At 67.3% G+C, this 25,544-nt stretch carries 25 protein-coding genes; 9 read left to right on the top strand and 16 right to left on the bottom strand.

Going from position 1 to position 25,544, the window contains the following annotated elements:
• Window positions 1–109: 109 nt before the first annotated feature.
• The 10 genes from JOF56_RS42560 to JOF56_RS42515 form a co-directional block, all read right to left on the bottom strand.
• The gene (locus JOF56_RS42560; RefSeq protein ID WP_209645250.1) at window positions 110–427 is read right to left on the bottom strand and encodes an NIPSNAP family protein; all 318 of its coding nucleotides are present in this window, start codon (window positions 425–427) and stop codon (window positions 110–112) included.
• Entirely contained in the window at window positions 427–2,037 is a 1,611-nt protein-coding gene (locus tag JOF56_RS42555) for a bifunctional 3-(3-hydroxy-phenyl)propionate/3-hydroxycinnamic acid hydroxylase (protein ID WP_209645249.1), read from the bottom strand. Before JOF56_RS42555 ends, JOF56_RS42560 begins: the two co-directional genes overlap by 1 nt.
• A complete protein-coding gene (locus JOF56_RS42550) occupies window positions 2,034–2,870 on the bottom strand; it encodes an alpha/beta fold hydrolase (RefSeq protein WP_209645248.1) in 837 nt (278 codons plus the stop codon). Before JOF56_RS42550 ends, JOF56_RS42555 begins: the two co-directional genes overlap by 4 nt.
• A complete protein-coding gene (locus JOF56_RS42545) occupies window positions 2,867–3,469 on the bottom strand; it encodes an amino acid synthesis family protein (protein ID WP_209645247.1) in 603 nt (200 codons plus the stop codon). Before JOF56_RS42545 ends, JOF56_RS42550 begins: the two co-directional genes overlap by 4 nt.
• A gap of 15 nt (window positions 3,470–3,484) precedes the next feature.
• Window positions 3,485–3,943: a VOC family protein gene (locus tag JOF56_RS42540; protein WP_209645246.1), complete on the bottom strand. Its 459-nt coding sequence runs from the start codon at window positions 3,941–3,943 to the stop codon at window positions 3,485–3,487.
• Window positions 3,944–4,137: 194 nt separating this feature from the next.
• Complete coding sequence (locus tag JOF56_RS42535; RefSeq protein ID WP_245378611.1) at window positions 4,138–5,154, bottom strand: WD40/YVTN/BNR-like repeat-containing protein; 1,017 nt, start codon at window positions 5,152–5,154, stop codon at window positions 4,138–4,140.
• A 20-nt stretch (window positions 5,155–5,174) separates the two neighbouring features.
• A complete protein-coding gene (locus JOF56_RS42530) occupies window positions 5,175–5,957 on the bottom strand; it encodes an SDR family NAD(P)-dependent oxidoreductase (RefSeq protein ID WP_209645245.1) in 783 nt (260 codons plus the stop codon).
• Window positions 5,954–7,483, bottom strand: a complete 1,530-nt coding sequence (locus JOF56_RS42525) for an aldehyde dehydrogenase family protein (protein WP_209645244.1) — start codon at window positions 7,481–7,483, stop codon at window positions 5,954–5,956. Before JOF56_RS42525 ends, JOF56_RS42530 begins: the two co-directional genes overlap by 4 nt.
• The gene (locus tag JOF56_RS42520; protein ID WP_209645243.1) at window positions 7,480–9,030 is read right to left on the bottom strand and encodes an acetolactate synthase large subunit; all 1,551 of its coding nucleotides are present in this window, start codon (window positions 9,028–9,030) and stop codon (window positions 7,480–7,482) included. Before JOF56_RS42520 ends, JOF56_RS42525 begins: the two co-directional genes overlap by 4 nt.
• A 149-nt stretch (window positions 9,031–9,179) precedes the next feature.
• Window positions 9,180–9,872 (bottom strand): IclR family transcriptional regulator, encoded by a 693-nt coding sequence (locus JOF56_RS42515; protein WP_209645242.1) that lies wholly within the window; start codon window positions 9,870–9,872, stop codon window positions 9,180–9,182.
• Between the two features lie 146 nt (window positions 9,873–10,018).
• On the opposite strand from JOF56_RS42515, the gene JOF56_RS42510 reads away from it, so the two are divergent.
• The 3 genes from JOF56_RS42510 to JOF56_RS42500 are packed head-to-tail and all read left to right on the top strand — an operon-like array spanning window position 10,019 to window position 12,829.
• Window positions 10,019–11,500, top strand: a complete 1,482-nt coding sequence (locus JOF56_RS42510) for an aldehyde dehydrogenase family protein (protein ID WP_209645241.1) — start codon at window positions 10,019–10,021, stop codon at window positions 11,498–11,500.
• 31 nt (window positions 11,501–11,531) lie between these two features.
• Window positions 11,532–12,158, top strand: a complete 627-nt coding sequence (gene wrbA, locus JOF56_RS42505; protein WP_209645240.1) for an NAD(P)H:quinone oxidoreductase — start codon at window positions 11,532–11,534, stop codon at window positions 12,156–12,158.
• Window positions 12,155–12,829, top strand: coding sequence for a DsbA family oxidoreductase (locus JOF56_RS42500; protein ID WP_209645239.1), 675 nt, complete (start codon window positions 12,155–12,157; stop codon window positions 12,827–12,829). Before wrbA ends, JOF56_RS42500 begins: the two co-directional genes overlap by 4 nt.
• A 41-nt stretch (window positions 12,830–12,870) precedes the next feature.
• Here the strand turns inward: JOF56_RS42500 and JOF56_RS42495 are convergent, their stop codons facing one another.
• The 4 genes from JOF56_RS42495 to JOF56_RS42480 are packed head-to-tail and all read right to left on the bottom strand — an operon-like array spanning window position 12,871 to window position 16,232.
• Window positions 12,871–13,041, bottom strand: a complete 171-nt coding sequence (locus JOF56_RS42495; RefSeq protein ID WP_209645238.1) for a hypothetical protein — start codon at window positions 13,039–13,041, stop codon at window positions 12,871–12,873.
• Window positions 13,042–13,052: 11 nt separating this feature from the next.
• A complete protein-coding gene (locus JOF56_RS42490) occupies window positions 13,053–13,334 on the bottom strand; it encodes a hypothetical protein (RefSeq protein ID WP_209645237.1) in 282 nt (93 codons plus the stop codon).
• A complete protein-coding gene (locus tag JOF56_RS42485; protein WP_209645236.1) occupies window positions 13,331–14,869 on the bottom strand; it encodes an FAD-binding oxidoreductase in 1,539 nt (512 codons plus the stop codon). The genes JOF56_RS42490 and JOF56_RS42485 overlap by 4 nt, the downstream gene beginning before the upstream one ends.
• Window position 14,870: 1 nt before the next feature.
• Window positions 14,871–16,232, bottom strand: a complete 1,362-nt coding sequence (locus JOF56_RS42480) for a (Fe-S)-binding protein (protein WP_209645235.1) — start codon at window positions 16,230–16,232, stop codon at window positions 14,871–14,873.
• Between the two features lie 125 nt (window positions 16,233–16,357).
• Here JOF56_RS42480 and JOF56_RS42475 point away from each other — a divergent pair, with 125 nt between their 5' ends.
• The 4 genes from JOF56_RS42475 to JOF56_RS42460 all read left to right on the top strand — a co-directional run bounded on the left by JOF56_RS42475 (window position 16,358) and on the right by JOF56_RS42460 (window position 20,529).
• Window positions 16,358–17,140 carry a FadR/GntR family transcriptional regulator gene (locus JOF56_RS42475; RefSeq protein WP_307855503.1) on the top strand — a complete coding sequence of 261 codons (783 nt, stop codon included), beginning with the start codon at window positions 16,358–16,360 and terminating at the stop codon, window positions 17,138–17,140.
• The gene (locus JOF56_RS42470) at window positions 17,137–17,832 is read left to right on the top strand and encodes a cache domain-containing protein (RefSeq protein ID WP_209645234.1); all 696 of its coding nucleotides are present in this window, start codon (window positions 17,137–17,139) and stop codon (window positions 17,830–17,832) included. Before JOF56_RS42475 ends, JOF56_RS42470 begins: the two co-directional genes overlap by 4 nt.
• 108 nt (window positions 17,833–17,940) lie before the next feature.
• Window positions 17,941–19,461, top strand: a complete 1,521-nt coding sequence (locus JOF56_RS42465; RefSeq protein WP_209645233.1) for an APC family permease — start codon at window positions 17,941–17,943, stop codon at window positions 19,459–19,461.
• Between the two features lie 9 nt (window positions 19,462–19,470).
• The gene (locus JOF56_RS42460) at window positions 19,471–20,529 is read left to right on the top strand and encodes an LLM class flavin-dependent oxidoreductase (protein WP_209645232.1); all 1,059 of its coding nucleotides are present in this window, start codon (window positions 19,471–19,473) and stop codon (window positions 20,527–20,529) included.
• Here the strand turns inward: JOF56_RS42460 and JOF56_RS42455 are convergent.
• A complete protein-coding gene (locus JOF56_RS42455; RefSeq protein WP_209645231.1) occupies window positions 20,513–21,310 on the bottom strand; it encodes a hypothetical protein in 798 nt (265 codons plus the stop codon). The genes JOF56_RS42460 and JOF56_RS42455 overlap by 17 nt on opposite strands.
• Before the next feature lie 21 nt (window positions 21,311–21,331).
• Window positions 21,332–21,856: a hypothetical protein gene (locus JOF56_RS42450; protein WP_209645230.1), complete on the bottom strand. Its 525-nt coding sequence runs from the start codon at window positions 21,854–21,856 to the stop codon at window positions 21,332–21,334.
• 348 nt (window positions 21,857–22,204) lie between these two features.
• Between JOF56_RS42450 and JOF56_RS42445 the strand changes: the two genes are divergently transcribed.
• Together JOF56_RS42445 and JOF56_RS42440 are read left to right on the top strand one after the other, a co-directional pair.
• Window positions 22,205–23,998, top strand: a complete 1,794-nt coding sequence (locus JOF56_RS42445) for a flavin-containing monooxygenase (RefSeq protein WP_307855502.1) — start codon at window positions 22,205–22,207, stop codon at window positions 23,996–23,998.
• Window positions 23,988–25,541 carry an NHL repeat-containing protein gene (locus tag JOF56_RS42440; RefSeq protein WP_245378610.1) on the top strand — a complete coding sequence of 518 codons (1,554 nt, stop codon included), beginning with the start codon at window positions 23,988–23,990 and terminating at the stop codon, window positions 25,539–25,541. Before JOF56_RS42445 ends, JOF56_RS42440 begins: the two co-directional genes overlap by 11 nt.
• Window positions 25,542–25,544: the final 3 nt, after the last annotated feature.

The raw sequence follows: 25,544 nt of genomic DNA, 5'->3' as shown, positions 1-25,544 counted from the left end.
GCGGCTCCTGTGAGTATGAGAGGACACCGGACCAACCGGGTGAATATGTACGATTTTCGTACATATTGTTCAAATAATGAACAGATGGTGACTTGCGGTCGGCCTGATGTCAACCGTTGACCGACGGAAATGCCGCTGGGACAAGAAGACGGCTGGACTGGGTTACCAGCAAGTCACGAACTTCCGTGCGGAACTGGGCGAAATCGGCGTCGGCGGCCAGTTGCCCGCGCCGTTGTGCGCGGTCGCCGGGGCCGGTGAACTGCCACAAGTAGACGATCGTGTTCAGCTGACCTGTCTCGGCGGTGTAGACGCCAAGCGGTTCACCCAGGTGACGTGTCTGGGGTTCCCGGCCGAGCCGGTTCCATGTTTCGAGGTATCGGGCTGTGCCACCCGGTACGAGAAGGTAGTCGCGCTGTTCGACGATCATCACGATTTCCCAGTGAACCGGTCGGCGAGTCGAGTGAGCGCCGGGGCGAAATCATCCACAGTGGACATCGCGGCGACGTAGCGGTCCGGGCGGACGAGCACGGCGTTACGGCCCCGCGCCTGGAACCAGGTTCGCAGTTCGTTGTGGACGTCTTCGACGACCAGGGTTTCCTTGGCGGCGCAGGGTTGCCGGTGGTGTCGTTCACCTGCCCGCGATTCGACGACTTTGATCACTTGAGGCCGCAGGCGCCGGACGGCGGCCAGTTCGGTGCTGGTGAGCCCGGCCAGCGGATCGCATTCGAACCCGATGACGGCGAACCACGGGCCCAGGACGTCGTCGAACTTGAGATGGATCCCGTCGGAGGTCTCGACCATGGGCTGGGTCATCATCCTGCCGACGCTGGGCACCCGGGTTCCGGGGCTTTCCGGTACGACGAAGCCGGTTCGATAGTGCGGGATGGGTTTGAACCGCATCTCGAGTGTCCACTTCTTCACCGCGGGTGCGAGAGACGCGGCGCGGAGAAACCAGTCGCGCGCCCGTGCCACGGACGGTCGAGTGGGGCTGAGAATTCGGCCGAGGGTGGTGGACAGATCGATGATCGCCTGGGCGTGCGGCCGGCGTTCCTGGGTGTATGTGTCCAAAAGCGACGGATCAGCCTCGCCGCTGACGATGGCCGCCAGCTTCCAGCACAGGTTGGTCACATCGCGGATGCCGGTGTTCATACCTTGTCCGGCCCACGGCGGCATTAGGTGCGCGGCATCACCGGCGAGGGCTACGCGGCCCTCGACGAAGCGGGTCGCGATGCGGGAATGGTGGGTGTAGACGCGGGCGCGGATCACGTTGACCACGCTGGGGTCTCGGACGTGGTGGCGGAGCAGGTCGTTGACCCGGTCTGGGGTGAGCATCTCCTCGGCGTCCTCGCCGGGGAAGAGCATGAACTCCCAGCGGCGGTGGTCGTCGGGCAGGTGCGCGCAGACGTACGGGCGGCGTGGGTCGCAGTGCAGCGCGGTGTAGGGAGCGTCGAGAGGGTCGTTGGCGCAGTCGATGACGACCCATTTACGGGAATGTGTCGCGCCTTCCAGCGGGATGCCGAGCAGGGTGCGGATGGGGCTGCGGCCCCCGTCGGCGGCGATCACGTAGTCGGCGCGGACTTCTTGCTGCTTGCCTTGCTCGTCCACCAGGTGGAGGGTGACGCCGTCCTTGTCCTGCACGAGGTGGCGCATTTCAGTGCCCAGCATCGTCCGCACGTGCGAGAAGCGTTTCAGACCGCGCCGCAGCGCGGCTTCGGCGATCGGCTGCATGAAGATGTTGCGCTTGTACCAGCCGTAGTCGCAGGTGGTGGGCCGGATGTCGGCCAGACAGTTCCCGGCGGCGTCGAAGAACTTCAGCGGCACGTTCTGGATGGCGCCGCGCAGGATGTCGGCCACGAGCCCGGCGGTCTGGAAGGTACGCAGGCTTTCGTCGTCGACTCCCGCTGCCCGCGGATAGTCCACGATGTCCGGTTCACGGTCGACGATCAGTGTGTTGATTCCGTAGGCGCCGAGCAGGTTGGCAGCCGTGGCGCCGACCGGTCCGGCGCCCACGATCGCCACCGAGTAGTGGTCGTTCATGACAGGAAACCGGTCACGAGCCGGATGAACGCAGCGGGGTTGTCGTCGTGCACGTAGTGTCCGGCGCCGGGAATCTCCGTCCACGTCACCAGGGGCTGACGCCAGGCCATTCGCTCACAGGTGTGTTTGGGCAGGAAATCCGACTGGGCGCCACGGACGACGAGTGTGGGGCAGCGCAGTGCCTCCACACAGGCCCATAGGTCGATGGAACCGGCGGGATCGCCGCTGAGCCGGGCTTTGGCGATGCCGGTCATGTCGAGATTCCAGTGCCAGCGACCGTCAGGTGCTTCGCGGATCGTGTGCTGGATACGTGAGGCGAGCGCGTCTTCGGTGATGCCCGGACGGATTCCGTGCCAGTAGCCGCGTACGGCGTCGAGTGAGTCGAAGCTGTCCGGTGTGTCGCTCATTTCCCGCACGATCCGGTCGGCTCCGGCGGTGGCTGTCGACGAGTCCGGACCGATGTCCTCGATGACCAGCCTGTCGACCTGCTCGGGGCGCCGTGCGGCATACGCGTAGCCGACCGCGCCGCCCATCGAATGGCCGACGATGCTGAAGCGGGTGAGCCCGAGCTGGGCGACGAGATCCTCGATGTCGCGGACGTAGGTGGTGGTGAAGTAGTCGTGCTTCGGGTCCCAGGAGCTCTCACCGCGGCCACGGAAATCTGGTGCGATGACCAGATGCGTGCTGCTGAGCGCATGTGCGACGGGCTCCCAGGTGCGGGCGTAGCTGCGCAGCCCATGCAGCATCAGGACGGCAGGAGAGCGCTCGTCACCCCACCGCAGGTAGTGGTAGCTCATCCCGTTGACAGGTGTGAGATGACTTGATGGTGTCATCGCAACCCGTCCACGCCGCGCACCTCGTCGGCCGTGAGGCCGCCGAGCCGGGCGTGCAGGCGGCCGCGGGAGGCGAACGCGAAGATGACCACGACCTCGTCTGGCCGTGGGGCGTCGCCGAAACTGGCCGAGATGGTGTCGTAGTTTGACCGGACGTACAGAGCATCCTTGTGGGCCAACGGAATATCGATGGCAGCGCCCGCGGCACCGACTTTGCCGGTCGAGGGCACCCACGACTTGCCGCCGCCCACGGCGTCGCGCACCGGGTCGGCGAATACCTGAGTCAGGAATGCATTACCGTGTTCGTACTCGCCGAGTGTGCCGATCAGGCAGGCTTTCCCGTAGCTCTGGATGGTCTCGTCGCCGGCTGCCTCGACGGCGCGTCGGCCGAATTCACGGCCGAGTTCGTCGGATTTGGCGACGATGTCGCTCAGGTCCTTGCTGAACCGTCCGGCGTAGGGGTTGTGGATGGCTGCTGCGACGACGATGCGGCGCACCGGCTGTCCATCGGCGGGCTGGCCGGTCTCGTTGGCGAGCACGTCCTCGACGTGGGTGAACCATTTGCGGATGTGGTACGGCCCGAAGTTCGCTTCTGGCATGGGTGTGGGCTCCTGTCAGGTGTAGAGGGGGTCGAGTTCGACGGGCTCGCTGGGCGCGTTGTGCTCGCCGAGGACGCGCTGGCCTTCCTCGTCGTCAGTGATGGTCTCGGCGAAGAACTCGAACCGGTTGCCGTCAGGGTCTTCGAAGTAGAGTCCGAAACCGATCTTGTGGTCGGTCGTCTTGACGACCTTGACGCCCTTGGACAGCAACATGCCGTACAGGCGGCGCAGATCGTCGACGTCGCCCTGGATTTCCAGGCCGTAGTGCTGCAGACCCAGGCCGCCCTGCTGGGCGCCGTCCTCGGCGCGGATGAGCGCGAGGTCATGGTGCTTGCGGCCGAAGGACAGGAAGACCCACTGCGGGCCGCGGGCCGTGATCTTCATACCGAGAACGTCGGCGAACCATTCCGCGGAGGCCTCTGGGTCGCGTACGAACAACGACAGGTGGGTGCGCACGATGACGGGTTTGGTCATGGTTGGTGTTCTCCTGATCTGAGTTTCTGACAGAGCCATGGGCTTGGCCGCGCTGGTCATTTACGCCGCGCAACACGCCCAACATCGCCCCAACCCGGCTGGGCCCGGCCTCCAGCGAAGATGTTGGTTGCGTGGGGCGGGGTGGAAATGGCCGGCTTCCGGCGGCCAAGCCGGTCCGGGCGGAGCTCGGACAGTCAAACACCGTGGGTGGCGGGAGCGTCGGCGGCCACGGCGGGTGTCCAGGCCACGTCGGTGATCTCCGGGAACTCGCGCCACTCCTTGGTGAAGGTCCGGCCGCCATCGGTCGAGCGGAACAGGTGGCCGTACTTGGTGCCGGCGAACACGCGGCCCGCGTCACTGGGGTGGGTGCCGAACGCCCAGACTGTCGAGTTGGGCGGAGTGTCGAATGTGGACTCCGTCCAGCTCTGGGCGAGGTCGTCGGAGCGCAAGACGCGGGTCTGGGTTCCGGGTGTGCCGTCGCCGATGCCGAGCAGTACCGAGTTGGAGTCCGGGATACGGGCGACGAGCCGGGTGTAGTAGATGCCCCAGGTGGACTTGGTGCCGGTGCGCGTCCAGGTGGCTCCGTCGTCCTGGCTGACGAAGATGGCGTTGACGACCAGGCAGATGAGTGTCTTGGGTGGGCCGTCGAGCACGACGACGCAGTGCACGTCCGAGGGGGTCACGCCGTCCGGTCCGTCGACGCGGTCCCAGGTGTCGCCGCGGTCGCGGGTGAGCCACAGGCCGCCTTCCTCGACCCCGAACCAGGCGGACTTGCCGTCGACGTGGTCGTAGGTGGTGGTGAGGATGCGCGGTTTGCTGACGCCGGCGCAGCGTTCGGGCAGTTCGGGGGAGAGCCGGTCCCAGGTGGCGCCGCCGTCGGCGGTGCGGTACATGACCGCGCGGGATGGCGCGCCGGTGCCCACGAGCATGCTGTCGGGGTCGTTCGGGTCGATCGCGATCGACCACACCTGGGTGCCGTTGAACGGTGAGTCCACACGGGACCACCGGGTTCCGCCGTCGTCACTGCGGCCCAGCCCTGCGTCGGCGCCCGCGAAGATCACCTCAGGCTGGGTGGGGTGCACGGCCAGGGTGCGTACCACGGCGTCGAATTCGAGGGCCTGGTCGAGCGGGATACGGTTCCAGGTGGCGCCGTCGTCGTTGCTGCGCAGCACTCCCTGCCCAGCCGTGCTCACCAGGATTGTTCCTTGCATCAGTGGTCTCTCCTTCTGCTTTAGAGGAAGATGCCGCGGGTCAGGCCGCCGTCGATACCGAGCGATTCTCCGGTGAGGCCACCGGAGGCGGGTGCCGCGAAGAAGCAGACGGCGTCGGCGACCTCGGCGGCGGTCAGAACGCGACGGATCGGTGTGCGGTTGATGAAGTTCTGCTCCACCTGTTGCGGGGTGATGCCTTCTGCCGCGGCGTTTTTCGCGTAGAGCTCGTGGATGTGCTCGGTCTCGACTACGCCGGGGTGCAGGGTGTTGATGGTGATGCCGTGCGGGCCGAGTTGGTCGGACAGCACTTTGGTCATGTGCACGATCGCGAGGTTGCGCATGCCGGACAGCGCGTGGCTCGACCGGCCGGTCAGCCCGCCGATGTTCACGATCCGTCCGTAGGACTGCTCGCGCATGAGCGGGACGACTGCCTTGATGCAACGGAAGTATCCGACGACTTTGGTGTTCAGGTCGGCGAGCAGTGCTTCTGGATCGGCGTTCTCGACATCATTGCGCACGAGCCCGGCCGGTGCTGCGGCGCCGTTGACCAGGATGCTGACCTGACCGAGCTCGGCGGCGGCTTCGGCCATCGCCACGACGGATTCGGTATCGGTGGTGTCGGCGACTACCGGAACGACGTGCCCGCCGATCTCCTCTGCCGCTTGCCGCAGGATGTGCATCCGGCGTGCTGCGATGACGACTGTGGCGCCCCGGCGTACCAAGGCCTGTGTGACGGCCTTGCCGATGCCGAGCCCGCCACCGGTGACGATCGCGACCTGGCCGTCGAGTTCTGTGCTGCTCATGTCAGATTCACCCAGACGCTCTTGGTTTCGGTGTATTGCTCGAGCACGCCGCGGCCCATCTCGCGGCCCCAGCCGGACTGCTTGTAGCCGCCGAACGGCGATGCCGGGTCGGTGAGGTTGTAGCAGTTGATCCACACGGTTCCGGCTTTGATCGCGGCCGCGATCCGGTGTGCCTGGGTGAGGTCGTTGGTCCACAGCCCGGCGGCCAGTCCGTATGGTGAGTCGTTGGCTTTGTCGATCAAGTCGTCGATCTCGTTCCAGCGCATCACGACGAGCACCGGGCCGAAGATCTCCTCCTGGACCACGCGCATGGCGTGCGTGGTCTCAGTGAGCACGGTCGGTTCGAGGAAATAGCCGTCGGCGTAAGGGGCATCGAGACCGCGTGGACGCGAACCACCGGTGGCCAGAGTGGCACCTTCGGTGAGTCCGGACTCTACATAGGATTCCACTGTGGCCAGTTGCCTGGCCGAGACCAGCGGTCCCATCTGGGTGGCCGTGTCCTGTCCCGGGCCGACGACGATCCGGCGGGCGTGGTCCACGAGTGCCGCCATCACGTCGTCATAGATGTCAGAGTGCACGTACAGCCGTGAACCGGCCGTGCACGTCTGGCCTTGGTTGAAGAAGATGCCGTCGGAGGCGGCTGCGGCCACGGCGACCGGATCGGCGTCCGGGAGCACGATGTGTGGTGACTTGCCACCGAGTTCGAGCGAGACCTTCTTCATGTTTCCCAGCGCTGCCGTCGTGATCAGCCGCCCGACCTCGGTCGAACCGGTGAAGGCGACCTTGTTCACATCAGGGTGGGCCGCGATCGCCGCGCCGACGACGCTGCCGGACCCGGTGACGACGTTGAGTACACCTGGTGGGAACCCGGCCTGCTCGACCAGTTCAGCGAGCCGCAGGGTCGACAGTGAGGTCTCTTCGGCGGGCTTGAGTACGACTGTGTTGCCCATCGCGAGGGCTGGGGCCAGCTTCCACGAGGCCATCGACATCGGGAAGTTCCAGGGCACGATCACGCCCACCACACCGATCGGCTCGTGCACGGTGTAGTTCAGAATGCGCAACCCGCCGCGCGGTGACAGCGGGATCGTCGAGCCCTCGAATTTGCTGGGCCAGCCTGCGAAGTAGCGGAAGAGTTTCGCGGTGGTGCCGACGTCGACAGTACGGGCGACCGAGACCGGTTTGCCGTTGTCGAGTGACTCCAGGAACGCCAGCTCATCGGCATGGGCTTCGACGAGGTCGGCAAGTCCGTGCAGCAATTCCCCACGCTGCAACGGGTTGATGTCCCGCCAGGCAGGATCGGCAAGGGCCGCCCGGGCTGCCGTGACTGCCGCGTCCACATCGGACTTGCTGCCTCGGGTCAGCGTGGCCAGCGGACGGCCGGTGGCCGGGTTGAGAGATTTGATCGTCTCGCCGGAGTCGCTTGGCCGCCACCGTCCGCCGATGAACAGGCCGTGTTCCAGGGACAGGAACGATGCGACGCTGGGAGGTGTCGACGCGGGAAGGAACGCACTGTCTACTGTGGTCATATCGCCATCTCGATCAGGTGTGGGCCGCCTGCGTCGACGGCGTCGGTGAGGGCATGCCGCAGGTCCGCGACACGAGTGGCCCGGTTGGCCGGCACCCCGAATCCGCCGGCCAACGAGACCCAGTCGACGCGCGGATCGGCCAGGCTGGTCAACGCCTCGGCCTGGGGCCCGAACTCGGCGTTCCCGTGCCGTCCGAGCTCGGTCCGAAGCACGTTGTAGCTGTGGTTGGCAGCGATGAGCACGATGACGTTGGTGCGTTCCCGGCTCATCGTCCACAGTGCCTGCGCGGTGTACAGGCCGCTGCCATCGGACTGCAGCGCGATGATCGGCCGATCCGGGGCGGCGATGGCCGCGCCGAGCGCGCAGGGCAGGCCTTGCCCGATGGCGCCGCCAGTGTTGGTCATAACCGTATGCGCGGCCGCGGAAGCCGACGCGGTGTAGAACGGGTAGCCGCTCGTACCACCTTCGACGGACACGATGGCCGAGTCGGGCAGGCATGCCGCGACAATCTGGCCGATTGCCTGGCCTGTCAGAGTTTCGTCGTCATTGGGCACCACGGCAGTCGATGTGGGTGTGGTCTTCGCGGTGCCGCCGATCAGGTCGGCGAGCTCGAGCAGGGCTTCTTCGGCGTCCTCGGCCGGACCGGCCAGCCGGATCAAGGTGCCGGGCTGCGTGAGAATACTCGGGATGCCTTCATAGCCGAAGTACGCGACGGGATTTTCTGCCCCCGCAACAACAACAGTGTCCACGTCCTGGAGTAATGCTGCGGCTGTCTCAGGGAAATAGGGCAGCCGGTCGATGTTGGGAAGCCCGCCGCCGCGCTCGGCGCGTGCGGGGAAGGTTTCGCTGTACAGCGCTGCTCCGGTGCTGGCGGCGATTCGTGCGGCGGCTTGCTGTCCCGGGCGGGTGAGGGCGTTGCCGCCGAGCAGGAGCAAGGCCCGTCCGGCACTGCGCAGTCGCGCCGCGACGTCCTTGACGCGGTCGCTGCCGACCACAGGACGGGATGACGGATTCGTTGGGGCGGCAGGGGATTGTGGCGCGCGGTCCTGTTGATAGTCGGCGGGCACGATCACGGTGCTGACGCCCAGTGTCCGGTGTGCCTCGTCGATCGCGCCGCGCGTCACCTCGCCGACGCCGGCCCGGTCGGTGATCGTGTGCACCGTGCCCACTGTCGCCGCGAGTGCAGCGATGTCCGAGGTCAGCGGTGCGTCGTAGGGCAGGTGCCAACTGGTGTGGTCGCCGACGATGTTCACCAGCGGTGTGTTCGCTCGCCGGGCGTTGTGCAGGTTCGCGAGACCGTTCGCCAGGCCGGGACCCAGGTGGAGCAGGGTCATTGCGGCGCTGCCGGTGATACGTGCATAGCCGTCGGCGGCTCCGGTGCACACGTTCTCCTGCAGCCCGAGCACCGCTCGCACGCCTGGTACCTGATCCAACGCGGCGACCAGCGGCATCTCGGTGGTGCCGGGGTTCGCGAAGCACACTCGCACGCCTGACTGCGCTGCGGCGTGCACGAGCGCTTCGGCTCCAGTGAAGGTTTCGTTGGCCACGACTCTCTCCGCTGTACGATAATCGTACGAGATGTACGCTTATTGGTGAGAGTAGACGCTGTCGCGGCCGTGCGGAACCCCGTTGTTCCGGGAGCGTGGGTTTCTCCGGGCAGGCCGAATTCAGCCTTGCCCGGTGGATCTGGGTGGCTCTACGCGCTGTGGTCGCCCGACAGGCGGCGCGCGGCCTCGGTGGCCGCGGACATCACCAGGTCAGGGATCTGTGGGTCGGAGACCTTGGTGCCGAGCTGCACGATGCCGATGCTGGCGCTGGCCCAGTCGGAGGTCTTGATCGGCGCGGCGACCCCGAGTGCCCCCGGCTGCAGAACGCCCACGGTCAGCGCGTAACCGCGTTGACGAGCACGCTGGACGTCCTTTGTGTCCTCGTCGGCCGGCGGGCGTCCGGCGAGGATGGCGAGGCCGTCCGCGCCGAGACCGAGAGCGTGCCGGGCGCCTTGACGCAACGCCAGGTGGAACGTGGTGTCCGGCGGCTCTTCGGTGATCAGGATCAGGGCCTCGTCGCCGTCGGCCACGCTGAGCAGGGACGTGCTGTTGGATTGCCGGCTCAGCCGGCGCAGGATCGGCAGGACCGTCGCCTGCAAGCGTGGACGCAGGCGGCTGGCCAGTTCGGCGATGCCGATGCCCAGCACGTACCGGGTGTCGATGCGTCCGATGAGGCGATGGGATTCGAGAGTGCGTAGCAGCCGGTAGACCACGGCGCGTGCCGTGGAGAGCTGCTCGGCCAGTTCGGCGGCCGTCAGCCCGTCACTGTGCTCGGCCAGCAACGACAGCACTGTGAGCCCGCGGTCGAGGGTCTGGGAGATCTCTCCGCCTGATGCGCTCATTGCTTCGCTGTCCTTCGTGGCCGGCCGTCTTCGTGAACATGGTTTAGCACAGCGGGCCGAACGCCGGCGTGATTGACCGGGGGCGACCCACTGCGTAGTGTACGACTATCGACCGCGAAGGACGGTAATCGAACATGACACCCAGCATGTCACGACGTTCAGCCGCCGAGGCCCTTGTCCGGAACGTGCCTGCCACGCCGTTTGTGGCGGGGCGTTGGGAGACGCGCTCCACAGCGCCGAGCTTCGATGTCATCGACCCGGTCACCGAACGTCCACTCACGACAGTGATCGAAGCGGACGCCGAAACAGTGGACCGTGCCGTCGTTTCCGCACACCACGCCCTTGACGAGGGTGAGTGGGGCCGGGTGGACGGCGCCACCCGTGGACAGCTGCTCTACACCTTCGCGCAACTGCTGGAGGACCGCGCGGAGGATTTCGCCAACCTCGAATCCCTCGAGGTCGGCAAGCCCGGCATCGAACCCCGGGTGATCGACCTTCCACAGGCCGTTGCCACTTTCCGGCACTACGCGGGCTGGGCCGACAAGCTGACCGGGCAGTCGATCCCGACCTCGGGTTATCAGGGACGCGCCACCCTCAGCTACACCGTCCGTGAGCCGATCGGGGTCGTCGCGGCGATCACGCCGTGGAACTCGCCCACGATGATCGGGTCCTGGAAGATCGCGCCGGCCCTGGCCGCCGGATGCGCGGTCGTCCTCAAACCCCCGGAGGACGCGCCGCTGACCTCACTGCTGCTGGCACAACTGGCCGAGCAGGCCGGTTTCCCACCCGGCGTGTTCAGCGTCCTTCCGGGCCGGGGCCCCACCACGGGCAACCTGCTCATCGAGCACCCGGGCATCGACAAGATCTCCTTCACCGGCAGCCCCGAGACCGGGCACATCGTGGCGACCGCCGCGGCCAAGGGATTCCGGCCCACCACACTGGAACTGGGCGGCAAGAGCCCGCAGATCGTGTTCGCCGACGCCGACCTCGACGCCGCCGCGGACGGTGTCGCCCTCGGCATCTTCGCCAACCAGGGCGAGGTCTGCGCGGCAGGCAGCCGGATCATGGTCGCTCAGGCGGTCTACGACGATTTCGTGGACCGGCTTGCCGCCCGCGCGGCCAAAATCGTGGTCGGTGACCCCTTCGACGCGGGCACCACCATGGGCGCACTGATCAACGCCAAGCAACGCGACCGCGTCCTGCGTTACGTTCGCCTCGGCCGCGAAGAAGGCGCCCGGCTTGTCACCGGGGGAGGGCAACCCGATCGCAACGGATACTTCGTCGAGCCGACTCTATTCGCCCACGCGTCGAACACGATGACCATCGCCCGTGAGGAAATCTTCGGCCCGGTCGGCACCATTCTCGCCTTCGACGACGACTCGCACGCCGTCGCCATGGCCAACGACAGCAACTACGCCCTCGCCGCGACCCTCTGGACCACCGACCTGAGCCGGGCACACACCGTGGCCCGGCGCGTGCGGGCCGGCGCCGTCGCGGTGAACGGCTGGTCCCCGCTCGACCCGCGCCTGCCGTGGGGTGGATCGAAACTCAGTGGCCACGGACGCGAGCTCGGCTGGGCCGGAATCGAGGCGAACACCGAGCTGAAGACCGTCACCGTCGTCCTCTGACCATTTTGTGTATCGCTGAAAGGAACAACACATGTCTGTCCGCGTACTCGTCGCCTACTACAGCGCGACCGGTTCCGTGCACCGTCTCGCTGAGGCCGTCCAGGCGGGCGCCGAGGCCGCTGGGGCCGAAGTGCGGCTGCGCCGCGTCGCCGAACTCGCCCCAGCCGACGCGATCGCGTCCAACCCTGCCTGGGCACAACACAAGCAGGACACCGACAGCCAGGTGGAGGTCGTAAGCCTGGACGACCTGGAATGGGCTGACGGTTACGCCTTCGGCACCCCCACCCGCTACGGCGCCCCCGCCGCGCAACTCAAACAGTTCATCGACTCCGCCAGCAGCCTCTGGCACGAAGGCAAACTCGCCGACAAGCCGGTCACCACGTTCGTGTCCTCGGCCGAGCAGCACGGCGGGCAGGAAGCCACGATCCTGTCCCTGAACAACGTCTTCTACCACTGGGGATGCGTCATCGTCCCGCTCGGATACACCGACGACGTGGTCTACGAAGCGGGCGGAAACCCCTACGGCACCTCATGGCCCGCCGGGTTCCCATCCACCATGCCCGACGAGGCCGTGTTGAACTGCGCACGCTACCAGGGCCGTCGCCTCGCCCACTTCGCCGGGGCACTCTCTGGCGTCCGGTCTGGCGCATCGGCGTGACACGCTCCACGAGCGTCGTGGACATCTGGTCGGACATCCATTGCCCGTGGGCGCTCGTCGCCGTGCACCGGCTGCGCAACGCCCGGGACAAGCACGATCTGGATGTGGTGTTCGCGCCGCGAGCCTGGCCACTGGAATGGGTCAACCACCGCGGTACACCGCGCGACATCGTCACAACCGAGACGGCGGCACTGGCCAGCCACGAACCGGAGCTGTTCAACGCCTACACAGTCCAATCCTGGCCATCGACATTCGTCCCGGCCTTCGAACTGGTCGCAGCGGCCCGGCGCGTACACGGCCTGCGCGCCGCCGAAGACGTCGACTACGCACTTCGGCTGGCGTTCTTCCGCGACAGCGTCGACGTCAGCATCAAGGCAGGCCTGCACGACGCACTCACCCTCGCCCACAGGCTCAACACGGACCTGCGGCCAGAAAAGATCATGGATACCTGGCTGCACGCGAACACACGCTCGGACGTAGCCGAGGATTTCCGCGTGAGCGGAACCCAGCCGATCCAAGGAAGCCCGCAGATCTTCTGGCCGGACGGGACCACCACGCACAACCCCGGCATGACCGACCACCACTGGCACGGCGACCTCGTCCGGATCGGACCCACCGATCCCGGCGAAACCGAAAGGCTCCTGCTGGCCCACACGGCGTCCATTCGGTGAACTGCCAGCGTGAGCACCAACACCACAGGACGACAGCGGCGTCACGCATGCGTCGAGGTACTGGCCACGCGCAAGGCACGGTCGACGTCCTCAGGTCCGGATACCGGGGCCGAGCCGAAGACCTCCCCGGTGGACGGATCGACCAGGTCGGCGCGACGGCCATCGACCGCGTCCACATATTCTCCGCCGACGAAGTTCCGGTAGTTCTCCACAGGGCTTCCCTTCACTCGGCGTCGATCTCAGCCAGGATCTCTGACCCCGCGACCACGCTGCCGGCGAAGTGCCGGTGCATCCAGTCCAGATGGTCGTGCCTGCTGCGCATGATCCGCAGGGTGTCCCAGTTGGGGAACGTCTGCTGGAGCACATGTCGTTGCATGAGCCGGGAGTCCACTTCGTACACGTGCTCGAACGTCGTTCCCGCCACCTCGCTCACCCGCACGGTTTCCGGCCGGGTGTGTTGCTCGGTGTAGCGGTACGGGCCGGCCGCGCGAGGCTCGGCGCTCATGGCGACGTCACTTCGAAAGCCCGGTCCAGGAGGTACTTGCCGGGATTCATGATGTTGTTCGGGTCCAGTGCGCGTTTGACGTCCAGCATCACGTCGAATCCGCGGCCCAGTTCCTGGGGCAGCAGGTCGACCTCGCCCTCGCGGCAGGAGCCGTGGCAGGCGCTGATGGAGCCGCCGTGGGCGATCGCGACGGCGGCGATGTCCCTTTTGGCCTGCACCCACGCGGCCCACGCGTCGTCGCCGAGCCGTTGCTCCCAGATGCCGACGTCGATCTCGGTGAGGTAGTCCACGCCGGTGCTGCCCGACGTATAGGCGAATACGCCCCAGTCGTCGAAAACGTCGCTGCGCCGGCGCAGATCGGCGACGATCTCGTGCCAGGCCTTCGTGACGGCCGGCACCGCGGAGTAATTGACAGCGGCATCCTCGCAATGCCAGGACATCGGGATCACCTGGCCGTCCTTGGTGCGCCCGTGCAGGGGAGTGGCGTAGCGATCGTGCCGCGCGGCCCAGTCTCCCTCGGAGATCTCATCGCCGAGATAGCGGGCACCGTGCTCACGCGCGATTCGGAACAGCCGCTTGCCGCCGGCACGAACCTCGTCGTCGTAGCCGTACATGACGGCGCACACGAGCGCGCGCACGTCCGCTGGCTGCGGGATGTAGGCCTCGTCGTCGCGGCGCAGGTAGGCGACTTTGTGCTCGTCGAAAAGCACGGCGCCGGCGAACGTCGCCACACCAGCGCGGGCAAGCGCGCCCACGCACGAGTACGCGGCGTCGTAACTGTCGAAGGACCAGAACGGCGACAGCTCCGCCTCCGGCTTCGGGAACAGCTTCAGCGTTGCCTGCGTGGCGATGCCAAGCGTGCCCTGATGGCCCATGAACAGGTGCTTGAGCTGGTAGCCACTGGAGGACTTGCTGATCTTGCGGCCGATCCCGTCGCCGACGTGCAGCACCTCACCGGTGGGCAGCACGTGATCGAAGCTCAGCACCAGGTCGCGGGTGTGTCCGTAGCGCGCCCCGATCAGCGACCAGCCGCTCGTACCGATCCGCCCACCCACCAACGAGCACGGATAGGACGCGGGGTTGTCGGGATAGATCAGCCCGTGGGCCGCCAGCCGCTCGTTGAGCTTGAGCATGTTGATGCCGGTGCCGACCGTGACCGTGCGGTTGACCAGGTCCAGCTCGTGGATCTGGTTCATCCGCTTGACGTCGACGACGATGCCGCGGCGCATCGGCACCGCGCCGTCGGTAAGGCCTGTGCCGCCGTCGCGGGGGACTACCGGCACGCGCAGCTCGTTGGCGATTTTCACGACGTCGGCGACCTGCTCGGTGGAGGCCGGCAGCACCACGACGTCCGGCACACGCTCGGACCAGCGATGCACCGGGAACGGCGCGGGCACGCGGGCGCGGTTCCAGCGGTCGGTCTTCGCGGTGAGTACCTGCTCGGGGGAGAGCACCCGAAGCAGTGCCGCGACGAGTGTGTCCACCCGGTCCGGCGGCAGCGGCTCGGTGATGAACGGGCTCTCATGCACGGTCATCTCACTGGCCTCCACGCCGGTCGCCGACCTCGCCGCGGGAGCCACCCACGGTGATGCCCAGCGACTGTGCCAACAGCTCGTGTAGGTCGACCACATCGATGTTCTGGGCGTCACCTGCTTGCGACAGCGGCCGCTCGGACCAGGGGCACGCGCTCACCAGCGTGTCGACGTCCAGTTCGGCGGCGCGCTCCAAGCGTGCGGCGCTGATCCGTGCCGTGAGGCCGGGCTTCGCGATCGGCAGCCCGCCTCCGCCGCCTGAGCAGTACGACCACTGGGTGACGCGGTCGACGTCGGTGAACCGCAAGCCTGGGATGGCCCGCAGCAACTCACGCGGCTCGGCCCAGATGCCCTTGCGTTTGTTCAGCCGGCACGGGTCGTGGTACGTGACCGCGCGGTCGACCGTCACCGACGGGGTGAGGCGGCCACTGCGCAGCAGCTGTGCCAGCACTTCGATCACCAGCACCACTTCGATGTCGAACTCGTCGCCGAAGTAGCGCGGGTAGTCCTCGGTGAAGCTGATGTAGTCGTGCGGGTCGAGCACGAGAACTCGCTTCGTGCCGGTGGCGTGCCAGTCGTCGAGGTTGTGCCGGGCGAACCGTTTCGCCTGCTCGGCGTAGCCCATTTCGGCCGCCGGACCGCCGCAGCACCATTGCTCGCCCATCAGCCCGAACTCGTAGTCCGCGAGCTGCAGCATCTGCGCGACGGCACGGGGGACCGAGGTCCGGTAGAACGCGGCTTCGCAATCGACGAACAACACCGTCTCGCCGCCCACTGGAATGTCCAGGCCCGCAGCCCAATCCCGCACGTTGTCCTGCCCGGCTGGGGTTTCCCCGAGCACAGGCTCGTGCGTGCGCAGGTCAGTGCGCTCGTTCCAGGTGCGCCAAGCGGGCTGGTGCACGCCGCTGTCCACCGCGAGCGTGCGAACGGCTTTGACGACATCGACCGTGCGAGTGCGGAACTGGTAGAAGTCGCCGGTGAACAACGTGTTCGGACAGCGCAGCTCACACGCGCCGCACTGGGTGCAGTTGACGTAGTCGGCGGCGACGTCGGTGATGTCGAGCTCGCCACGCTCCATCGCCACCACGTTCGCGTGGAAGGCCGTGGGCGTCCAGGATTCGTTGCGCTCCACCTGGGTGACCGGGCAGACCTCGCGGCAGAACTTGTGGCCCGAGGAGAAGCAGTTGTACGAGGCGTTGCGCCACTCCGCGACGAACTCCGCAGTCCTCGCGTCGGCGACCGGTGCAGGAGCTGGCGCCGCCAACGTCTCCGGGTACTCGGCGAGTTCCGGCGGGTTCGCGAGATCCCCGGGAACGAACGGCTCGGACAGTGCGTCAGGCGGGGCGTCAGGCGGGACCTGGGTCACGGGTGCTCCTCATCACAGTAGGAGGCATGCGGCAACGCTAGCGAGTAAAACCTATGAATTCAATGGTTAATGGTCAGTGGCAGGATGGAGCAATTCCCGTTGCCGGCAACGCAAGGAGGAGTGGCGTGCAACTGCTCAGCGGCGACGCGCGGCGCGCCGTGTTCGCTCCGCTTGATGACGGCGCGCTGCGCAGCGAAGCCGTCGTGCGGAGGGTGGGCAGTGCGATCGCGCTCGGATTGCTGAGCGACGGCGAACAACTTCCAGCCGAGACCGACCTCGCCACGATGCTCAACGTGTCCACGGTGACGCTCCGCGAGGCATTGTCCGACCTGCGCAAACTCGGCCTGGTCGAGACTCGCCGCGGCCGGGGCGGCGGCAGCTTCGTATGCCTGCGCGACGACGCGCTGACCGAGCTGGCCGACGCGCGGCTTGCCCAGCTCGGCACCACTGACCTGCGAGAGCTCGGCGATATGCACGCTGCCATCGCAGCCGCCGCGGCAGGCCTGGCCGCGGACCGGGCATCGCGTACCGAGATCGCGCGACTGCGCGACATCCTCGACCGGCTCGTACACGTCGTGTCCTTCACCGGCCAGCGCCGCGCGGAAGGCCGCTACTACATCGAGGTGGCGGCTGCGGCACAGTCGGTACGGCTGACGATGCAGGAGATGGAACTGCACCTCGAGCTCGGTCAACTGCCGTGGCCACCCGCGCAGGAGCCCGGGATGCTCGAATCGATCGTCGCCGGCCACCGCGCGGTGGTGGACGCCATCGCCGACGGCGACGTCGCGCGCGCCCGGCGGCTGGCCGGCGAGCACATCGACCGGCGCACCCGCTGGCAGATCGAGCTGCACCTGCGGCGGGCGATGGCCGGGCCGGACGATGCGGACACGCAGCGGGAGGTCTCGTGACGGCGACGAAGCAGACCGACGACGCCGGCCGGATCGGCGCGGCGGTCAGCGGGGTGATCGAGCAGGTTTTCGCGGCCGTCGACGTCGTGCACACCGCGGCGCTGCGATCACTCACTGACGCCGGGGCAGGTTCGGCTCTCGCCGAACAGGTCAGCGAGCTGTTACGGGAGCCGGGGCAGCTCGCAGTGGGCCTCGGGCTGGTCGCCGTCCCGCGACCGCAGACGGACATGGCGATGCAGCTGAAGTGGTGGCAGGCCGACCCGACCGCCGACCAGTTGGTGCAGCTCGACCCCGACCTGCGCCCGGCCAGCCTTGGCTACTACGACTACACGACCACCGACTGGTTCGACGTCCCGCGCCGCACGGGGCGGCGGCACGTCGTGGGCCCGTACGTGGACGTCCACGGCACCGGGCGGTACCTCCTGACGCTCACCGGTCCGGTGGCCGACGGCGGTGAGTTTCTCGGCGTGGTCGGCGCCGACGTGCCGGTGAGCGGCTTCGAGGCCACCCTCCTGCGCCTGCTGGGTGCGTCGCGGCAGCCATTCGTGCTGGTCAACGAGGAGGGGCGGGTCGTTCTGTCCACTACGGCGCGGTGGCTCGTCGGCGACCTGGTGCGGACCGAGGGGCAGCTGCCCGGCGCGGGAACGCCCATCGTGGGCGTCCCTTGGCGGTTGCACGTCGGCGAGCTCTGACGTCGCCACTGGCACCTTGATGTATGAACTCTGATTCTATAAGTTTATCTCCGCTTGCTGTGACCTGCCCCACAGCGATCCCGTGCCCGACGGGATGTAGGAGGCCTGGTGACCGGATCCGGACGGCCCATTGAGCACAACACCGACGACACCAACGACACTGCCCAGCTTGCCGCGCTCGGCTACTCGGGCGAGTTCGAGCGGAGTATGGGCCTGTGGGCGAACATGGCCCTCGGATTCACGTACCTCTCGCCGTTGGTGGGTGTGTACTCGCTTTTCGCGTACAGCCTGGCCATCGGAGGCCCGCCGGCGATCTGGTGGATCGTGATCGTCGGCGTCGGGCAACTGCTGGTGGCTCTCGTCTTCGGTGAGGTCGTGTCGCAATACCCCCTCGCCGGCGGCATCTACCCGTGGACGCGGCGACTGTGGAACCGCCGCTACGCCTGGATCGTCTCGTGGATCTACATTTGGGCCGTCATCGTCACGATCACCTCGGTCGCCGAGTTCGGCAGCACTTTCGTGGCCGCATTGCTTGGCATCGAAGCGACTCCGGGCGTCACCCTGCTCACAGTCGTCGGGCTACTGGCCATCGCGTTCGTGGCCAACTACAGCGGAACGCGTTCGCTGGCCCGGATCGCCCGCATCGGGCTCGCCGCCGAGTTGATCGGCGTGGTCGCGCTGGGGCTGTATCTCCTGCTTTTCCAACGTGCACAACCGTTCTCGGTTTTCTTCGACAGCCTCGGCGCAGGCGGCGACCAGGCGTATCTGGCGACGTTCCTGGCAGCGTCGCTGTCCGGACTGTTCCTGTTCTACGGATTCGAGGCCTGTGGTGACGTCGCCGAGGAGGTCGCCGCCCCGGCCCGGCGTATCCCGGTCGCGATGATTCTTACGATCGTCGTCGGCGGCGTCTCGGGCTTCCTTTCCTACGCCGGTTACGTGCTCGCCGCACCAGACCTGCGGTCCATCGTCGCCGGCGAGAACACCAATCCGATTCCGTCGATCCTGGAGAGTTCACTCGGCACCGCCGGGTCGAAGGTTTTCCTTGTCGTCACCGTCGTTGCCTTCGTCTCCTGTGTGTTGTCACTGCAAGCGGCGGGCAGCCGCCTGCTGTATTCGTTCGCGCGCGACCGGATGCTTCCGGCCAGCCATTGGCTCGCGCACGTCTCATCGCGATACTCCGTGCCCACCAACGCTTTGCTCGTCGTATGCGTGGTGCCGCTGCTCATCGCATTGTTCGTGTTCTGGCGGCCCGATTCGCTCGCCCGCATCACCGCGTTCGCGGTTCTGGGCATCTATGTGGCGTTCCAGGCGGTTGTGCTGGCGGCGCTGCGTCAGCGTTTGAAGGGCTGGAGTCCGGCCGGTGTGTGGAACCTCGGCCGGTGGGGAACCGCGGTGAACGTTCTGGCGCTCTGCTACGGGATCTTCGCGATGGTCCTGTTGCTGCAACCTGCCAGCGCCCCGACGTTCCTCGACCGCTGGATCGTGGCGGCCGGTATCTGCGTTGTCGTCGGATCCGGGTTGCTCTATCTGTTGCTCGGCCGGCCCGACCGGCGTTCCGCCGACTTCCCCGAGGGCGACGCCCGCGAGGTCGCCGCCCGGCTACAGGCGATCAGGCGCACACCACGGTGAGGAGAACTGATGAAGTTCAGCTATGTCATGCTCCCGGACTACCCGCTCGAAGAGTCGCTGCGCGCCATCCGGCTCGCCGACGAACTCGGCTTCCACGCCTGCTACGCGGCCGACGAGACGTGGCACAAGGACCTGTGGCTGCTGTTCGCCGCCGCGGCGCAGCAGACATCCCGGATCCGCTTCGGCCCGAGCGTCTCCTCGGTGGCGCTGCGGGAGCCGACACTGATCGCCCAGGCCACCGCCACCCTCGACGAACTGACCGGTGGCCGCGCCGAAGTCGTGTTGTCCAGCGGTAACTTCGGCCTGCTCGCCCAGTACGGGATGGACTGGAGCAAACAGAAGCCGCTCTCGCGTGTCATCGAAGCCGCCAAGGTGATCCGCACTTTCCTCGACGACGGCGCCATCACCTACGAGGGCGAATTCTTCCGCTACGACGGCCTGTTCACCTTCGCCCGCCCGGTGCAGGAGCGCGTGCCGGTCAAGCTCGGTGCAATGCGTGGGCCGCGGTCGTTCCAGGCGTCGGGCGAGTACTCCGACGGCTGCCACCACGCCCTCAGCTACACCCGCGAAGCCTACGAGTACGCCGCCGAACACCTGCGGATCGGTGCCGAGCGCGCCAACAAGGACTGGACCACCCTCGACTTCGGCGCCTGGGTGGTGCTCGCCGTCGGCCGTGACTCAGCGGCCGCGAAGGACGCCGCGCGCAGCATGGTCGGCATCTACGCGTCGTCGATGCCGGCCGAGCAACTTGAGCGAAACGGCGTCGACCCGGCCTCCCTCAAGCCGATCATCGATGCGATCGCCGGTGGCGACTTGGCACAAGGCATCGAACTGACCACCCCGGAGATCGCTGACAAGCTGTCCTTCGCCGGTACCCCGCAGGAGGTCCTCGAGAAGATCAACGCGATCGAACCGGCCGGGGTCAACCACCTGATCGCCGCGATCACCGATGCTTCGCTCGTCAAGGCCTTCACCGGCCGGTCGGTGCCCGGCGTCGCCACAGTGGAGGAGCAGCTGCGACTGCTGCACGACGAGGTGATGCCGGCCTTCGTCAGCCCAGGCGGTTGATCGTGTCCGAGTCCCAGGTGACCGCGTCGTCGGCGGTCACAGGGAATGCTTCGAGCTCGGCGTCGGCTACCACAGCCGCGATGGCGTCGGCGCTACCGCCGACGTAGGTGGTCATCATGTCGACGTCCGTTGCCACGCACCAGGTGTGATCGCTGGGCCACCACAGGTTCGGGTGCAGCCCGCGGTCGGGCTCCGTGAGCGGCGGGTGTTCGTCCCCCAGCGGGAACGCCGCCGCGGCCGCTGGGCCTACGAGCAGGTGCATGCCGCGACCAGGCACCTCGAACCGGGGCGCGGTGGTCCAGTTCCCGGCCAGGTCGCCGTATCCTTCCCAGACCGCGAGCCAGCACCGTCCGGGCGTGGTGGTGTATCTGGTGAGCAGGGCGGAGAGACGGGTAGCGACGGAGGCCGGCATCGCGCCTAGGACCGGTTCGTCATCCCACACGCCTGCGCGGGCGGGGATGGAGCCGAGGTCCCTGCACCACTTTTCGAGATTCGTCGTTTCGCCGGGCAGCGGCGGATTGATCTTCCGCCACTGCGCGAGCGGGTGCATCGCACGGTGGTGCGCCTTCGCCACTTCTCGCCAGCGCACCGGTTCGACGCTGTCGTCTGCGGTTCTGCGGTACGCGGGGTGGAACACGCGGGCGTAGGCGGGGAAGACCGACGGCACGATCGAGCCAACCGTGCCGTCGAAGTCTCGGACACCGGCAACAGCCCACGCCGAAGCGTGAGCTGTTGCCGCCGGTGCCGGCTTCGGTGCGCCGCCAACGGGATTTGCCGTCATGTCCGCATTGTCCCGTGACGGTCAGCAGTTGGTGATGCGGGCGCTGCGGCCGACCGCGCTGATCCGGCCGGTAGCCGGGCGGTAGCCGGGCGGGAAGGTGATCTCGCCGCCGACCCAGCTGCCGTACTGGTGGTTGTTGATGCACGCCGTGTTGGCGTGGTTCGCCGCACTGCGGCGCCCCGTCGTGACGCTGTTGCGCGCGGACGTGCCGGCCAGCCTGCCATCGCGGTAGATCGCGCCCCGCACGGCGATCCTGGGGACGTTGGCGGTGCACGTGATGTTGACGTGCACGTTCGCCCTGCGCGAGTCCGTGTGCGACTTGTGTGGATTGTCCGTGTTGCCACGGCAGACGATCACCGCCTGTGCGCTCAAGCCGTCGCCGTCGGCCACCGCGGTGATCTCGACCTGTCCCGGCTCGGCCCCCTCGATGACGGACGGTGCGGCCGCGCCCTCTTCAGCCGCTGACGCTGTTCCGCCGACGCTTATGACGAGTGCTGACACCGCCACGAACGTTGCCGCGATGAACGACGATTTCCTGTTCCCCATGGAATGTGTTCCTCTTTCATATTCCCCAGTTGCGCGCCGAATCGGTGATTGACGCCGCGTTGTGCGAGGACGAGCCCACAGGCCGAAACGTGGCCAGGCAAGAGACGTGACCCCCGGATCGCGCCCCCATGAGCACCGCCCCCACAACAATGCAGGGGCGAGCTTTCCGGTTCACGGCAACAAGAGGTACCACTGAACAGATGAATCGATCTTCCTCCGATCGGGGTGGGCGTGAGTTCCCGGGTAGCGCCTGGTTGTCAGCCCCGGCTCGGTTGGGAAATTTCCGCTACGCTTAAGTCAGTCGATTGACTTAACTCGTGAGAGGGTGGCATGTCGAGACTTGAGTCTGTGGGGACTCCTGATGAGCTGGGCTTCGACGCTGACGCACTGCGTGTGCGTTACGCGCTGGAGCGGGAGCGGCGGATCAGGCCCGACGGCAGCGAGCAGTACCAGCGCGCGGAGGGTAAGTTCGGCTATTACGCCGAGGATCCCTATGCGGAGCCCGGTTTCACCAGGGAGCCGATCCGTGACCGGGTGGACGCGGTCGTCATCGGCGGTGGGTTCGGCGGGTTGCTGGCGGGTGCGCGGCTGCGGCAGGCCGGTCTGGAACGCATCCGGATCATCGAGAAGGCCGGGGACTTCGGCGGTACCTGGTACTGGAACAGGTATCCGGGCATCCACTGCGACGTCGAGTCCTACGTCTACCTCCCGTTGCTGGAGGAGGTCGGATACCTCCCGCAGTGGAAGTACTCGCCGGGTGAGGAGATCCGGCAGCACGCGATGGCGATCGGCCGGAAGTTCGATCTGTACGCGGACGCCTTCTTTCAGACGGGCGTGCGGGAACTGCGCTGGGACGACGGCGAGTGGATCGTGCGCACGGACCGCGAGGACGAGGTTCGCGCGACGTACGTGGTGGTGTCCAACGGCACGCTCGACCACCCCAAGCTGCCGCGCATCCCCGGCATCGAGGACTTCGCCGGGCACACGTTCCACACGAGTCGCTGGGACTACGACTACACCGGTGGTGACGCGAACGGTGGCCTCACCGGGCTCGCGGACAAGCGCGTCGCGGTGATCGGCACGGGCGCGACGGCGATCCAGGTGGTGCCGCACGTCGGGCGGGATGCCGGGCACCTGTACGTCTTCCAGCGCACGCCTTCGTCGGTGGACGTGCGTGGCAACCGGCCCACCGACCCGGAGTGGGCCGCGTCGCTTGAGCCCGGCTGGCATTCCGCGCGCAGGGAGAACTTCCAGGCCCTCGCGACGGGACACCAGCCGGAGACGGATCTGGTGGACGACGCGTGGACCGCGAGCGGCCGGCTGCTCGGGAAGATCGTCGCGACGGACGCGAACGCACACCTGGAACCGGAGGAGTGGGAGCGGATCGAGGAGCTCCTCGACTTCGGGAAGATGAACGAGCTGCGCGCCCGCGTGGACGAGATCGTCGCCGACCCGGCCACGGCGGAGCTGCTGAAGCCTTGGTACCGCTACGGCTGCAAGCGTCCCACGTTCAGCGACGAGTACCTGCAGACGTTCAACCGCCCCAACGTCACCGTCGTCGACACGGCCGACCACGGCGGTGTCGAGCGGATCACCGAGAACGCGATCGTGGTCGGTGGTGTCGAGTACGAGGTGGACTGCATCGTCTTCGCCACCGGCTTCGCGGTCGGGATGTCGGACGTGATGACCGGCCGCCTGCCTGTCCACGGCAGGGACGGCGCCGGATTGCTGCAGTCGTGGAGCACCAGCGGGGTACAGACCCTGCACGGCTTCTACAGCAACGGTTTCCCGAATCTGTTCCACCTCGGTGGTCTGCAGAACGCGCCGTCGGTCAACTATGTGCACGTGCTGGATGAGCACGCCATCCACATCGGGGCCGTGGTCGAGCAGGCGCGTGAGCGGGGCGTGAAGCGTGTCGAGCCCACCGTCGAAGCCCAGCGCGCCTGGGTGGAGACGCTCAGGGCGACCTCTCCGGAGCGGGAGCGGTACGACGCCGAGTGCACACCCGGCTACTACAACAACGAAGGCAAGCCGCGCGGGCCTCGCCTGACCTACGGGCCCGGCCCGGCCGCGTTTCAGCGGCTGCTGCGCGAATGGCGGTCCGGCGACGGGATCAACGAGGTGCTCGGCGATGAGAACTGACGGGCGGTACGGCCAGACCGAGAGTCCACGCTCCGCACGGCGGAGCATCACCTGGCTCACTCCGCCGAGTCCGCTGTGGGGTTCGAACGGCGTCGCGTTCGGTCCGGACGGAAGGCTCTACGTCGCGCAGTTCGTGGCCGGCCGGATCAGTGCAGTCGACCTGACCTCGGGTGAGGCCGAGGTCGTGGTGGAGATGGACGGCCCGGTGCAGTCTCCGGACGATCTCGCTTTCGGTGCCGACGGTTCGATGTACATCACCGACCTGGTGCCGGGACGGGTGTGGCGGAGGTCGCCGGACGGCGAGTTCACCCTTGTCGCGGAGGGTCTCACGTCGCCCAACGGCATCGCTTGTGTCGGCGACAGGTTGTTCGTCAACGAGATGTGCATGGGCGGCCGGGTGCTGGAGCTGTTCCCCGGCGGCGGGGGACCAGTCGTGCTCGCGGAAGGGCTGGCGTTCGGCAACGCCATGCAACTCGGACCCGACGGCTGCCTGTACTACCCGCACATGGTCACGAACGAAGTGCATCGCGTGTCCCCGGACGGCGGACCGTCGGAGCTCGTCGCGGCGGACGTCCACCAGCCGGTGGCGGTCCGCTTCGACCGGGGTGGGCAGCTGACCGTGTTGTCGCGCGGTGAGACCGGGATCGTCACACGGATCGACCTCGCTTCGGGCAAGCGCACGGTCGTGCCCGGCGAGCTGTCCGGAATGGACAATGCCGCGTTCGACGCGGAGAACCGGATGTTCGTGTCGAGTTTCGCGGCGGGCGGGATCGCGGAACTCGCTCCCGACGGGCGCGCACGGGTGATCGTGCCGAAAGGTCTGGTCGGTCCGTACGGTGTCGCGGTCGACCGTTCCGGCACGGTGTTCGCGGGGGACAACTTCCGGCTGGCGACCGTTGAGGGCGGCGAGGCGCATACCCGCGAGCTGCTCGTGTCGAGCCACGGTGTCGCGGCCGACGACCGTGGCCGGGTGCACCTCGCCTCGCAGTCCGGTGTGGTGCGCACATACGAACCGGGGGAGCGGACGCTCAGGACGCGGGCGGAGAACCTAGCCCGTCCCGGCGGTGTCGCCCAACGCTCCGACGGTCTGCTCGTGGTCGCCGAGACCGGCGCGGGCCGCGTGGTGGGTATCGACGACACGGACGTTCTCACCGTCCTCGCTGAAGGACTGGGTGCACCGGTGGATGTCGCGTTCGACGCGGAAGACCGTTGCTACGTCAGCGATGAAGAGCGCGGCGTGATCGCCACGATCGACGGTGATCTCGTCGCGGAAGGGCTGGAGCGGCCGCAGGGCATCGCGGTGAGCGACGGTGTGCTCTTCGTCGTGGAGACGGGGACACGGCGGCTGCTCGCGATCGACCTCGCCACCGGGGAACGTCGTGTCGAGGCCGAGGAACTCGCCGTCGGATTGCCGCCAGGGCTCGCTCGCGTTCAGCCGGGCGCGGGAGTGCCGGTGCCGTTCGCCGGAGTGGCAGTGGGGCCGGACGGCTCGCTCTACGTCTCGGCGAACGGTGAAGGCAGCGTGCTGCACCTGCATCGCTGACGT

The organism is Kibdelosporangium banguiense (assembly GCF_017876405.1).
Lineage (GTDB): Bacteria > Actinomycetota > Actinomycetes > Mycobacteriales > Pseudonocardiaceae > Kibdelosporangium > Kibdelosporangium banguiense.
The sequence above is the reverse complement of the archived record's forward strand: the minus strand, read 5'-3'. Positions and strand labels throughout refer to the sequence as shown.